Annotated in this window: 11 protein-coding genes; 10 read left to right on the forward strand and 1 reads right to left on the reverse strand. The window is 28.1% G+C overall.

Annotated features, from left to right (window positions below; genetic code table 11):
• From thrC to dnaJ, 4 genes are all read left to right on the forward strand, one after another.
• On the forward strand, positions 1-1281 hold the full coding sequence (thrC, locus tag FD726_RS01775) for a threonine synthase (RefSeq protein WP_159989879.1): 1281 nt from the start codon (positions 1-3) through the stop codon (positions 1279-1281).
• A gap of 119 nt (positions 1282-1400) precedes the next feature.
• Entirely contained in the window at positions 1401-1964 is a 564-nt protein-coding gene (gene mog, locus FD726_RS01780) for a molybdopterin adenylyltransferase (RefSeq protein ID WP_159989880.1), read from the forward strand.
• 329 nt (positions 1965-2293) lie between these two features.
• Positions 2294-4210, forward strand: coding sequence for a molecular chaperone DnaK (gene dnaK, locus FD726_RS01785; RefSeq protein ID WP_159989881.1), 1917 nt, complete (start codon positions 2294-2296; stop codon positions 4208-4210).
• Between the two features lie 98 nt (positions 4211-4308).
• Positions 4309-5436, forward strand: coding sequence for a molecular chaperone DnaJ (dnaJ, locus tag FD726_RS01790; protein ID WP_159989882.1), 1128 nt, complete (start codon positions 4309-4311; stop codon positions 5434-5436).
• 85 nt (positions 5437-5521) lie between these two features.
• Here dnaJ and rpsT read toward each other — a convergent pair whose 3' ends face one another.
• Positions 5522-5782 carry a 30S ribosomal protein S20 gene (gene rpsT / locus FD726_RS01795; protein ID WP_159989883.1) on the reverse strand — a complete coding sequence of 87 codons (261 nt, stop codon included), beginning with the start codon at positions 5780-5782 and terminating at the stop codon, positions 5522-5524.
• Between the two features lie 268 nt (positions 5783-6050).
• On the opposite strand from rpsT, the gene ribF reads away from it, so the two are divergent.
• The 6 genes from ribF to carA all read left to right on the forward strand — a co-directional run bounded on the left by ribF (position 6051) and on the right by carA (position 13643).
• A complete protein-coding gene (gene ribF, locus FD726_RS01800) occupies positions 6051-7007 on the forward strand; it encodes a bifunctional riboflavin kinase/FAD synthetase (RefSeq protein ID WP_159989884.1) in 957 nt (318 codons plus the stop codon).
• A 42-nt stretch (positions 7008-7049) separates the two neighbouring features.
• Positions 7050-9869, forward strand: a complete 2820-nt coding sequence (ileS, locus tag FD726_RS01805) for an isoleucine--tRNA ligase (protein ID WP_159989885.1) — start codon at positions 7050-7052, stop codon at positions 9867-9869.
• Between the two features lie 11 nt (positions 9870-9880).
• Positions 9881-10345, forward strand: coding sequence for a signal peptidase II (lspA, locus tag FD726_RS01810; RefSeq protein WP_236260980.1), 465 nt, complete (start codon positions 9881-9883; stop codon positions 10343-10345).
• A gap of 59 nt (positions 10346-10404) precedes the next feature.
• A complete protein-coding gene (gene ispH, locus FD726_RS01815) occupies positions 10405-11322 on the forward strand; it encodes a 4-hydroxy-3-methylbut-2-enyl diphosphate reductase (protein WP_159989887.1) in 918 nt (305 codons plus the stop codon).
• 129 nt (positions 11323-11451) lie between these two features.
• Positions 11452-12255 (forward strand): 4-hydroxy-tetrahydrodipicolinate reductase, encoded by an 804-nt coding sequence (gene dapB, locus FD726_RS01820; protein ID WP_159989888.1) that lies wholly within the window; start codon positions 11452-11454, stop codon positions 12253-12255.
• 239 nt (positions 12256-12494) lie between these two features.
• Positions 12495-13643 (forward strand): glutamine-hydrolyzing carbamoyl-phosphate synthase small subunit, encoded by a 1149-nt coding sequence (gene carA, locus FD726_RS01825; RefSeq protein ID WP_159989889.1) that lies wholly within the window; start codon positions 12495-12497, stop codon positions 13641-13643.
• Positions 13644-13656 lie beyond the last annotated feature (13 nt).

Here is a 13656-nt window from a genome sequence, read left to right on the forward strand (position 1 = left end):
ATGAAATTATATAATATTAAGTATCATAATGAACAAGTAAGTTTTATTCAAGCTGCTAAAAAGGGTTTGGGGTCTAAACAAGGACTGTTTTTCCCAGTAAATCTTCCAAATTTTAATTTAGATACTATTAATAGTATGCTGAAAATTAATTTTATAGATCGTAGTTACGAAATTTTACATTCTTATATAGGAAATGAGATAACATCAAATAACTTGTTAATGTGTATTAAAAACGCATTTTCTTTCCCTGTTCCCATAAAGAATATATCTCATAATATTTCCTGTGTAGAATTGTTTCATGGTCCAACGTTAGCATTTAAGGACTTTGGTGGCAGATTTTTAGCACAAATACTTGCATGTATTTGTGATAAAGAAAAAATTACTATTTTAACTGCCACTTCTGGCGATACTGGAGCCGCAATATCACATGCATTTTATGGTATGGACAATATAAGAGTTGTAATTTTATATCCAAAAAATAGAATTAGTCCTTTACAAGAAAAGTTATTTTGTACAATGGGAGAAAATATTGAAACTATTGCTATAGAAAGTGATTTTGATACATGTCAATCATTAGTAAAAATGGCATTTGATGATGTATATTTAAACAAATCAATACATTTAAATTCAGCTAATTCAATTAATATTTGTAGGCTTTTAGCACAAATTTGTTATTATTTTGAAGCTTTAGCTGCTTTTCCTGAAGAAATAAGAAATAATTTAGTAATATCAGTACCAAGTGGAAATTTTGGAAATCTAACTGCTGGGCTTTTAGCAAAATCCTTGGGTTTACCAATAAAACGATTTATAGCTGCTACAAATACAAATAACACAGTGCCCAGATTTTTAGATAGTGGTATATGGGAACCACACATAACTATCCCTACTATATCAAATGCTATGGATGTTAGTAATCCAAACAATTGGCCAAGAATAAAAGAACTTTTTCATAGAAAATCTTGGAAACTAACAGATTTGTTTTACGGTGTAGTGTCTGATGAAAAAACTAAATCATCTATTAGTAAATTAGATAAAATTGGTTACCTTTCAGATCCTCATTCTACTATAGCATGGCATGTATTAAAAAATAGTATAAAAGAAAAAGAACATGGTTTATTTTTAGGAACTGCACATCCTGCTAAATTTCAAGATGTTATTGAAAATATTTTGAATAAAAAAATAAGATTACCCTATGAATTAACAAAATATAATAAACTTCCTTTATTATCATATACAATGAAACCAAATTTTAATATTTTGCGTGAATTTTTGCTGAAATAAATATTTTTTAAATCCCATAGTAATCTAACCAAAATAGTAATCACTGCAAAGCAATTAATAAATTTCAATACATTTTGTTAATTTATGGCTATTTATAATATCAATTAAATCGAGATAATATGAATATCATAAAAATTGGAATTATTTCTGTATCAGATCGTGCTTATCATGGTATTTATCATGATAAAAACATACCAATATTAACAAACTGGTTAAATTATGCTATTAATACACCAATCAAATTAGAAGTTCACCTAATACCAGATGAACAACATTTAATTGAAAAATTAATTTGTAAATTAGTAGATAAAATGAATTGTCATTTAGTTTTAACTGCAGGCGGTACTGGACCAACAAAAAAAGATGTTACACCTGATGCTACTTTAGCAATAGCAGATAGAGAACTACCTGGTTTTGGTGAACAAATGCGTCAAATTAGCCTTCGGTTTGTATCCACTGCATTATTGTCAAGGCAAGTTGCTGTAATTCGTAATAGTTCATTAATAATTAATCTACCTGGTCAACCTAAATCAATTCAAGAAACACTAGAAGGTTTTAGAGATAAAAAAGGCGATATAAAAATACCAGGTATTTTTGCATGTATACCACATTGTCTAGAATTGTTAAATAACCACCTAATTATTAAAATTAATCCAAATTTAATAGCAAATAGTATCACTTAGTACTAACCAACAATTAATGATTTAATACATATAATAATTAAAGATACCAAAAATACACGTATATTTAATAATATACATGTTGCATCTATATTTCGTATTTGATTTATAAATTAATATTATTTTATATAAAATGAATATAAATACAAATATTTTTTAAAAATACCCTTGATGGTTATATAACCGATCCCCATGTACCTGTCATTAGATGTTGTGAAACTAATTTATAAAGAAGCGTATTACAAGATAAGTTTAAGTTGCAGTTAATGGTTATTATTTATATATTAGGTATCACAACCCAATTTGACAAAAGTTAAAGGGGAGACGTTTAGATGGGTAAGATTATTGGTATTGACCTAGGTACAACTAACTCTTGTGTAGCTATAATGGATGGAACACAAGTTCGCGTGTTAGAAAATGCTGAAGGTGATCGAACTACTCCGTCTATTATAGCTTACACTCAGGATGCAGAAATTCTGGTCGGTCAACCGGCTAAACGTCAAGCAGTTACTAACCCGCAGAATACATTATTTGCTATAAAAAGATTAATTGGACGTAGATTTAAAGATGAGGAAGTACAGCGTGATATAAAAATCATGCCATATAAAATCATCAAAGCAGATAATGGTGATGCTTGGCTAGAAGTAAAAGGTCAGAAAATGGCTCCTCCACAAATTTCTGCTGAAGTATTAAAAAAAATGAAAAAAACCGCAGAAGACTTTCTTGGTGAATCAGTTAGCGAAGCAGTTATTACAGTTCCCGCTTATTTTAATGATGCACAACGTCAGGCAACTAAAGATGCAGGAAGAATTGCTGGTCTTGAGGTTAAGAGGATAATTAACGAGCCTACAGCAGCAGCTTTGGCATATGGTTTAGACAAAGCTAAAGGAAATAAAACTATTGCAGTATACGATTTAGGTGGAGGCACTTTTGATATTTCAGTTATTGAAATAGATGAAGTGGATGGAGAAAAAACTTTTGAAGTTTTAGCTACTAATGGTGATACTCATTTAGGTGGAGAAGATTTTGATAGTCGCTTAATAAATTATTTAGTTGCTGAATTTAAAAAAGATCAAGGAATTGATTTACATAAAGATCCATTAGCTATGCAACGTTTAAAAGAAGCTGCAGAAAAAGCAAAAATTGAACTTTCTTCTGTTCAACAAACTGATGTTAATTTACCATATATTACTGCAGATGCAGCTGGTCCAAAACATCTAAATATTAAGCTAACTCGTGCGAAATTAGAGTCATTAGTAGAAGATTTAGTTGAACGTTCTATTGAACCATTAAAAGTTGCTCTAAAAGATGCTGGTTTGTCAATATCTGACATACATGATGTAATCTTAGTAGGTGGTCAAACACGTATGCCACTAGTACAATCAAAAGTAACTAATTTTTTTGGCAAAGAACCTCGTAAAGATGTAAATCCTGATGAAGCAGTTGCAGTTGGCGCAGCGGTACAAGGTGGAGTTTTAGGTGGCGATATTAAGGATGTTCTTTTATTAGATGTTACTCCTTTATCATTAGGTATTGAAACAATGGGAGGAGTAATGACTTCTTTAATTAGCAAAAATACAACGATACCTACTAAACACAGTCAAGTGTTTTCAACAGCCGAAGATAATCAATCTGCAGTGACAATTCATGTACTTCAAGGAGAAAGAAAACGTGCTAATGACAATAAATCTTTAGGACAATTTAATTTAGATGGAATTCAACCTGCACCTAGAGGTATGCCACAAATTGAAGTTACATTTGATATTGATGCTGATGGTATCTTACATGTTTCAGCAAAAGATAAGAATAGTGGTAAAGAACAAAAAATAACTATTAAAGCTTCTTCTGGTCTAAATGATCAAGAAATAGAAAAAATGGTACGTGATGCAGAAGCAAATGCTGAATCTGATCGTAAATTCGAGGATTTAGTTAAGGTTCGTAATCAAGGTGATCAAATTATCCATAGTACTCGTAAGCAACTTGATTCAATAGGTGATAAAATTTCTTTAGAAGATAAGAATGCTATTAAATCATCTTTATTAGAATTAGAAAATGCGATAAAAAGTGAAAACAAGAGTGAAATTGAAACTAAGATACAAGCATTAATTGAAGTATCAACTAAATTAATGACGGCATCTCAACAAGATAAAAATCAAGATAGCAATATGAATTCTAGTTCTACAACAAGTAAAAAAGATGATAATGTAGTGGATGCTGAATTTGAAGAAGTAAAAGATAACAAGAAATAATTTCATCTATGTTTGATTGTTTTATTATCTTATTAAAATTTTCATAGGCGCGCGACCTAAATTTCGCGCCTGTGGAATATGTTAAGGATTGTGAAAAAATGGCGAAAAATGATTATTACGAAATTTTAGGTATTGATAAGTCAGCAGATGAACGTGAAATTAAAAAAGCTTATAAACGCCTAGCAATGAAGTTTCATCCAGATCGCAATCCTGGTGATAAAAAGGCAGAAGAAAAATTTAAAGAAGTTAAAGAGGCATATGAAATTTTAATTGATTCCAATAAAAGAGCAGCTTATGACCAATATGGACATTCTGCTTTTGAAAAAGTTAATATGGGTAGTAATGCAGATTTTGGTGATATTTTTGGAGATGTGTTTGGTGATATTTTCGGTAGTAATCGTCGTCAAAGATCATCTAGAGGTTCAGATTTGCGCTACAATTTAGAACTTACTCTTGAAGAAGTGGTATTAGGTGTTACAAAAGATATTTATATTCCTACTTTGGTGGAATGTAAATTATGTCGAGGAAGTGGAACAAAAATAGGAACTAAACCTCAAACATGTAATACTTGTCATGGTTCTGGACAAATTCAAATTAGACAAGGTTTTTTTACAGTTCAGCAATCCTGTCCTAGTTGTCATGGTGTGGGTTCAATTATTAAGAATCCTTGCAATATTTGCCATGGACAAGGAAGGATAAAAAAATCAAAAACTTTATCGGTAAAAATTCCAGGAGGAGTAGATACAGGTGATCGTATTAGGCTAAGTGGAGAAGGTGAAGCTGGAAAAAATGGAGCTCCATCAGGTGACTTATATGTCCAAGTATCAGTAAAAAAACATGCAATTTTTGAGCGTGAAGATAACAATCTTTATTGTGAAGTCCCTATAAATTTTGCGATGGCAGCTCTAGGTGGTGAAATTGAGGTACCTACTTTAAATGGTAGAGTTAAACTAAAAATCCCATCTGAAACACAAACAAGTAAATTGTTTCGTATAAGAAGCAGAGGAGTGAAATCAGTTAGAACTGGTGTAGTAGGAGATTTATTGTGTCGAGTTGTGGTAGAAACACCGGTTAGCCTTAACGAAAAACAAAAATATCTACTTAGTGAATTAGAAAAAAGTTTTGGAGGACCAACTGGAGAACGAAATAGTCCACGTTCTAAACGTTTTTTTGATGGTGTAAAAAAATTTTTTGAAGACCTCATTAAATCCAATAACCAACAATAGATAAATAGAAAATTAAATTAAATAAATATTTTTGTAATTAATAACAGACCACGTTGATTTACAAACCACGTTGATTTTTTATATATTATAGACTACTAATTCTTCTTATAAGTCTAGATTTATATCGAGCTGCCTTATTTTTGCTAATTAATCCTTTAGAAGATTGCCTATCTATTACTGGCTGCATTCTAATAAATGCATTTTGAGCTGCTGTTTTATCTCCTGATTCTATTGCAGAATAAACTTTTTTTATAAAAGTACGAACCATAGAGCGATAGCTAGAATTAATTTTACGACGTTTTTCAGATATGATAGCTCTTTTTTTAGATGATTTAATATTGGCCAAAATTTTTTCCTAATAATTATTTATTATAGTACATCAAAATTTAAAGTTTAATTATCTATGTTAAATATTTTTTTGTCAATATTTTCCTTTACAATAATTCATGGTTATTTTGATGCAATATTTTTTATAAATTAACAAATAAAATAGACAATAATTATATTTAATAAATTTTCTAATGAAAAAGTAAATAAAATAAAAATATTTCTTAAAATTAATATTTAATGCATAATGATAATTTATGTTCTATTAATTGTAATTAGAGTTAATCATGAATATAATTCGTGGTATCCATAATATTAAACAACATCATCATGGTTGTGTATTAACAATTGGAAATTTTGATGGAGTTCATAGAGGACATCAATCTTTGCTATTTAAACTTCGTGAAAAAGCAATTAAATATGATTTACCAATCATGGTAATGTTATTTGAACCACAAACTCTTGAATTATTTCTCGGAAAGAATGCACCAGCACGATTAACATCCTTTCGTCAGAAATTGAAATATTTATCACAATATGGAGTTAATACTGTATTATGTGTACGTTTTAATCAAAATTTTTCTATGATGTCACCTAATAATTTTATTTATAATTTATTAGTTAATAAACTAGGAATAAAATATCTTTCTATAGGTAATGATTTTCGTTTTGGTTATAAAGGTAAAGGTGATATATATTTATTAAAAAAAGCTAGCATTAAATATAATTTTAAGATAAATATTATTGATAATTTATACGATTATGATAGCAATGAAAGAATTAGCAGCACTTCTATACGTAATGCTCTTGCAAAAAACAATCTTATTTTAGCAAAATCTATGTTAGGTCGTCCTTTTATTATTTCCGGTAAAATAGTATATGGAAACGCATTAGGACATTTATTGGGTTTTCCTACTGCAAATATTAATTTAAATCGTAACATATGTCCAGTAAAAGGAATTTATGCTGTTGAAGTATATGGTATATTTATAAAACCTTTATTTGGAGTAGCTAATATAGGTATGCGACCAACAATAAAAGATTTTTTTTATCGTTTAGAAGTACATTTATTTGGCATAAATATTAATCTATATGGTAAATATATAGAAGTGGCATTATTGCATAAAATAAGAAATGAAAAAAATTTTAGATCACTAGAAATATTAAAAAAACAAATTTCACAAGATATAATAGTTGCTAAGAATTTTTTTTTAAATAAACATAAAATGGAACTTGAAATATAATGATTAACTATAGATCTACTTAAAAATGGAATTATAAACATAATGATTGATTACAAATCTACTTTAAATCTACCCAAAACAAATTTTCCTATGAAAGGGAACCTTGTCAGTACTGAAACAAAAATTTTAAATTCCTGGAATAGAGATAATCTTTACCAAATAGTTAAAGAAGCTAAAAAAGGAAAAAAAATATTTATTTTACATGATGGACCTCCATATGCTAATGGAAAAATTCATATAGGTCATTCTGTAAATAAAATTTTAAAAGATATTATTATTAAATCTAAAATCCTGTCAGATTATGATGCTCCTTATATACCTGGATGGGACTGCCATGGTTTACCTATAGAACATAAAATTGAACAATTAGTAGGCAAACCAAAAAATCATAACAGTAATTTAAATTTTCGTAAGTTATGTCGTAAATTTGCCAGTGAACAAGTTGAAAAACAAAAAATCGATTTTATTCGTTTAGGTGTTTTAGGAAATTGGGATTATCCATACTTAACAATGAATTTTGAAACTGAAGCTAATATTATTAGAGTATTAGGTAAAATCATTAAGGAAGGATATTTATATAAAGGTTTAAAACCAGTATATTGGTGTATAGATTGTTGTTCATCATTAGCAGAAGCTGAAGTTGAGTATATTGATAAAATTTCATCTTCAATAGATGTTATGTTTAAAGCAGTTAACTCTAATTTAATTCGCGATGTTTTTGGAGTATCACAAAATATTGATTCTATTTTTTTAGTTATTTGGACAACTACTCCTTGGACCATTCCAGCAAATTGTGCTATATCATTACATCCAGAGTTTTGCTATCAGTTGATAAAAGTCAAAGATCTATTTTTGATCATTGCTAAAGATTTATTAGAAAGTTCATTAAAACGTATTGGAGTATATGATTTTATCATCGTAGGAGAATGTCAAGGTAAACAACTTGAATTTAAAAAATTCAAAAATCCTGTCTTTGGCAATATTTCTCCTGTAATTTTAAGTGAACATGTTACAATGGATACTGGTACTGGTGCAGTACATATTGCACCTAATCATGGTATAGATGATTATACAATTGCAAAAAAATATGGAATTAATAGTGTAGTAAATATAATTAGCCCAAATGGATTATATATCAAAGGTATACACCCTTTATTAGATAATATTAATATTTTTAAAGCTAACAAAATTATTATTGATTTATTGAAAATTAACGATGCATTATTGAGTATCAAAGATATATCACATAGTTATCCTCACTGCTGGCGCCATAAAACTCCAATTATTTTTAAAACTACATCACAATGGTTTATAGATATGAACCATAATAATCTTCGTACAAAATTATTGAATAACATTAAACAAGTCAATTGGATTCCTAGTTGGGGTCAAACATGCATGGAATCTATGATATTAAATAGACCTGATTGGTGTATATCTCGTCAGCGTATTTGGGGTGTTCCTATGCCTCTGTTTATAAATAAAGCAACTCAACAATTACATCCCGATACTTTAGATATAATAGAAAAAGTAGCAGTTTTGGTTGAAAAATATGGAATTCAAGTTTGGTGGGATTTAGATCCTGAAAAATTTATTACTCAACCAAATGATTACTTAAAATTAACTGATACACTTGATGTATGGTTTGATTCCGGTTCCACTATTTTTACAGTAGTTGAAAAACACAAAGAGTTTCAAAATCAACAACCTGATATGTATTTAGAAGGAGTAGATCAATATCGTGGTTGGTTCATGTCTTCATTAATCATTTCTACTGCAATTAGTAATAAAGCTCCTTATAGTCAAGTGTTAACACAATGTTTTACCGTAGATAGTAAAGGACGCAAGATGTCAAAATCAATAGGAAATATAATTTCTCCCAAAAATGTAATAAAGAAATTTGGAGCTGATATTTTGAGATTTTGGGTAGCATCTACTGATTATTCTACAGAAATGAATATTTCTGATTCTATTTTACAATATTCAGTTGATTCATATAGAAAAATTCGTAATACAGTACGTTTTTTGTTAGCAAATATAAATGATTTTGACCCGGTATGTAATTTAGTAAAACCAAATAATATGTTAATATTGGATAAATGGGCAGTTGGTAGTGCTCAAAAAACACAAAAAAATATTATATCACTTTATGAAAAATATGAATTTCACACCATTGTTAAACGTATACTATATTTTTGTTCTATAGAAATGAGTTCCTTTTATTTTGATATTATTAAAGATAGACTATATACCATGCAGCAAAATAGTTTGGAACGTAGAAGCTGTCAGACTGCTTTATGGCATATAATAGAATCCTTAGTAAGGTGGATTTCCCCAATTTTATCTTTTACAGCTGATGAGATTTGGGGTTATTTGTTAGGTAATCGCACTAAGTATATATTTGCAGATAAATGGTATAAAAATCTTTTTAGTTTATCAGAAAATGATAAATTAAATGATGAATATTGGGCAGATATCATAAATATAAAGAGTGAAGTAAATAAAGTAATAGAACAAGCTAGAAAAGATAAAATTATTGGCAGTTCTTTAGAGGCCAATGTTAAATTATATGTAGGTTCAGAATTATCTAAAAAATTAAATATGTTAGAGAATGAATTAAAATTTGTATTGCTAACATCTAATGTTCAAATTTTAAATTATAATGATGCAAGTTACCTAGCACACAAAAGTAGATCATTTGAATATTTAAAAATTGAATGTTATAAAGCTGAAGGAAAAAAATGTTTTAGATGTTGGCATTATACGCAAGATATTAAAAGTATTTCTACTAATATAGAAAATATATGTAATCGTTGTCATGAAAACATGATTGGAAATAGTGAAAAACGTAAATTTGTTTAATGAGTAAATTTATGAAATTATCAGCTATATTATGGTTTTTATTTTTAGCATTTATCATAATTTTCGTAGATATAATTACCAAACAAGAAATAATGCATGTTATGTATTTATATGAAAAATATAAACTAACTTCTTTCTTGAATATATTGTATTGTCGTAATTATGGTATTGCTTTTAGCATATTGTCTGAAGGTAAAAATTGGCAACGTTGGTTTTTTATAGTTTTTACAATCTCTATTATTATATTTATGTTAGTTACAATGTATTATAGTGATTTTAATAATGTTGTATATACTGCATATACACTAATTATTGGGGGAGCATTTAGTAACTTAATTGACCGTATTAGTAATGGTTTTGTTGTTGATTTTATTGATTTTCATATAAAAAATCTCCATTTTGCTACATTTAACATTGCGGATTGTAGTATATTTATAGGTTTAATATTATTAATAACTAAAACATTTGAATTTTAAATTACTAAAGTAAAAACAACTATATTAAATTTACTAATTCACTACAGATTGGAATAATAATGAAAATTTTGCTAGCAAATCCTCGTGGATTTTGTGCCGGTGTTAGGCGAGCAATTACTATTGTTGAACAGGCTTTAGAAACTCATGGACCTCCAGTATATGTATATAATGAAATAGTACATAATTATTATATAGTTAATCATTTAACAAAACTTGGTGTCATTTTCGTTAAAAGTATTGATGAAATACCTAATAATTCTGTTTTGATATTTTCTGCACATGGTGTATCTCAAAAAATAAGAAAAACAGTTAAAAAAATTAATCCTAAAATTCTGTTAGATGCAACATGCCCATTAGTAACAAAAATACATATGGAAGTAAAAAAAGCTAGCCGTAATGGCATAGAAGCAATCTTTATAGGTCATTCTAATCATCCGGAAACACAAGGTACAATAGGACAATATGAAAATTCATACGGAGGAATTTATGTAATAAACTCAGTTAACGATATATATAGATTAACATTAAAAAATGAAAGAAAAGTTAATTTTATGACACAAAGCACTTTATCAGTTGATGATACTTCTACAATTATAAATAAACTACGAGAGCGCTTTCCTTATATTTCTGGTCCGCGTAAAGAAGATATCTGCTATGCAACTGCTAATAGGCAAGCAGCAGTTAAGATTTTAGCTAAACATACAGAATTAATATTAGTTATTGGTTCACAAAATTCATCTAACGCTAATAGATTAGTAGAAGTGGTAAGAGGTCTAGGTAAAAAAGCTAAGTTAATTGATTCAGCTGAAGATATCAATAATGATTGGTTAATAAATATCAATTATATTGGTGTTACTGCCAGTGCTTCAGCGCCAGATATTTTAGTAGAGGAAGTTATAGAATATTTAATTAATTTAGGCAATAACAGTATTGTAGAGTTAATCGGAAGAAAAGAAAAAATTACTTTTAATTTATGATAATATATTTATATTAATCAATAGTTAAATTATAACTTATTAAAATTATTTAATTAGCTAGCTGGTAAAATATTAATCAAATTTAAATAAAAAATATTTAATGTAAAATCATTTTATAAAGGTACTATTATGGATAAAATGAGAATCGCTGTTACAGGTGCTGAAGGACGTATGGGTCGTAACTTAATTAGTGTAATGACAAAAGAAAATATTAATTTAAGTGGAGTTATAGTAAAACCAGGATCTTCTGTAATTGATCATGATGCAGGAACACTAATTGGAAATAACAAAATTGGTATAAAAGTAACAGATAATATATCTAATATAATAGATAGGTTCGATTGTTTGGTTGATTTTACAAACCCAAAAGTTACCCTAACAAACTTAAAGATATGTCATAAATATAGAAAATCCATTATTATTGGTACTACAGGATTTGATGTAGAAGAATATCAATTAATTAATAAATTATCTAATGAAATTCCAATTGTTTTATCTGCTAATTTTAGTATAGGTATGAATATCATCCTAAAGTTATTAGAAAAAACAGCTAAAATAATAGGAAATAATTCAGATATTGAGATTATTGAAGCACATCACAACAGTAAAATTGATGCTCCTTCAGGAACTGCATTAGCTATGGGAAGAATAATAGCTGATGTCATGAAATGGCAATTAGATGAACATTCAATATATAGAAAAAAAGGAATTATTGGTAAGCGCAAAAAAAGATCGATAGGGTTTTCTGCAATAAGAGCTGGAGATATTATAGGCGAACATACAGCAATCTTTGCAAGCATAGGTGAAAGAATAGAAATTACACATAGAATTAGTAATCGTATGAATTTTACTCTAGGAGTAATTAAAGCAATAAAATGGTTACAAAAAAAGAAATCTGGGATTTTTAATATGTGGGATGTTCTAGGTTTATAATCTTTTTATAAAAATAAATTTTATTTAGTAACTTAATAAAGTTAAGCAATTGTTAAAGTTTTTATCTGTATTTATCGTTTATTAATAGATAATATTTATATATTTAAATAATCTTATTATAAATAATAATAAAAAATCTTTTTAAATAAAATATAATATTAGCTGATTATAACTGATATTTAAATTTTCAATGTTATGAATTTGTTTATATCTGAGTTTATTATTTTTAGGAGATAATCTTGGTTAAATCAGCTCTTTTAGTACTGGAAGATGGGACTCAATTTTTCGGTCGTGCTATTGGGGCTATTGGCTCAGTAGCAGGAGAAATTGTATTTAATACCTCAATGACTGGTTATCAAGAAATTATAACTGATCCCTCATATTTTCTTCAAATTATTCTCTTAACTTATCCTCATATTGGAAATGTTGGTACTAATTTTGAAGATGAAGAATCGAATAAAATTTATGCTAGGGGTTTAATAATTCGAGATTTATCTATATTAGCTAGTAATTTTCGCAATAAAATAAGTTTATTAAAATATCTGCAGCGAAAAAACGTCATTGCTATTTCTGATATTGATACCAGGAAATTGACTCGTATATTACGTAAAAAAGGCACGCAAAACGGATGCATAATGACAGATAACAATCTGGATTTTTCATTAGCTTTGCAAAAAGCAAGATCTTTTATAGGATGTAAAGATACAGATATATCAAAAAAAGTTACTACTTCTAATATTTATAAGTGGAATAAAGGTAATTGGCAATTAAATAAGGGTTTTATAAAACAACAGAAGGAAAATAATGTATTTCCCTATCATGTAGTAGTTTATGATTACGGTGTTAAATTTAATATATTGCGTATTCTTGTAGATAAGGGATGTACTTTAACAGTAGTACCAGCACAAACTACTGCAAAGGAAGTAATGAAAATGAATCCAAATGGTATTGTTTTATCTAATGGTCCAGGTAATCCCAATTTGTGCAATTATGCCATTGATTATATTAGGTATTTTTTAAATATTAAAATCCCTATATTTGGCATTTGTTTTGGTCATCAACTATTAGCTTTAGCACACGGTGCAAAGATAGTAAAAATGAAAACTGGACATCATGGTGGAAATCATCCAGTAAAAAATCTTATTAATAACAAAATAATGATAACATCACAAAATCATTGTTTTGTAGTAGATAAAACCAACTTACCTAATGATTTATATGTAACACACGTTTCACTATTTGATAATACAATACAAGGTATTCATCATGTTGACAAACCAGCATTTAGCTTTCAGGGTCATCCAGAAGCCAGTCCTGGTCCATTCGATGCAATGTTATTGTTTGATCATTTTATTGAATTGATGTACAAATACTGCTCAAAGAATTAATCAGGAGTTAATA

This window comes from Pantoea sp. SoEX (genome assembly GCF_009829945.1).
Taxonomy (GTDB): domain Bacteria; phylum Pseudomonadota; class Gammaproteobacteria; order Enterobacterales; family Enterobacteriaceae; genus Pantoea_C.